Origin of the sequence: Holdemanella sp. DFI.5.55, from assembly GCF_020593575.1 — a bacterium.
In the GTDB taxonomy this organism is placed as follows: domain Bacteria; phylum Bacillota_I; class Bacilli_A; order Erysipelotrichales; family Erysipelotrichaceae; genus Holdemanella; species Holdemanella hominis.
In genome coordinates this window covers 1-616 of record NZ_JAJDMK010000187.1, presented here as the reverse complement: position 1 = coordinate 616, position 616 = coordinate 1, and the positions used below count along the sequence as shown (strand labels likewise).

The following is a 616-nucleotide window of genomic DNA, read 5'->3' as shown; positions in this document are numbered from 1 at the left end:
AGTGTCAAAAAAGAAGTAGAGATCCTCAAAAAGAAATACGAAGATGATCTGTTGGCTGAAATCAACGAGGATAGAGAATGTATAGGTAAAGAGTCCTTTGATTCAATGGTGCATACAGAATATGTACATGATGAGGAAACGGGTGAAGAAGTAAAAAAAACTTCAACTAAAACAATTACAGAAAGCACTATAGATCCAGAAAGTGGCTGCTTCCATAAAGGTGAGAAGGAGAAATGTTTTGCGTACTCGCATCAAACTTTCTGCGATAAGAATTCGTTCGTATTGGCAGTTACAACAGTTCCTGGAAATGTACATGATAGTGTTAGTTTTTTTGATGCCTATGAAGAATTGATCAATGGAAAATATGGATACCTGATTAAGAATGTTTCATTAGATGCCGGATACATGACACCCGCAATATGCAGAGCCATTGTACAAAATGATCAGATTCCTTATATGCCATATAAAAGACCAATGACCAAAAAAGGCTTCTTTAAAAAATACGAATATGTCTATGATGAAGAATACGACTGTTATCTATGTCCAAATGATAAGATCCTAATGTATACAACTACTACAAGAAATGGATACAGACAATATAAATCTGATCCAAAAG

1 protein-coding gene is annotated in these 616 nt (G+C 34.6%); it reads left to right on the top strand.

Annotated elements, in window-relative coordinates; all coding sequences use genetic code 11:
• Nucleotides 1–616: transposase (locus LJE08_RS13715; RefSeq protein WP_227403546.1), on the top strand; the 616-nt coding region annotated here is incomplete at both ends.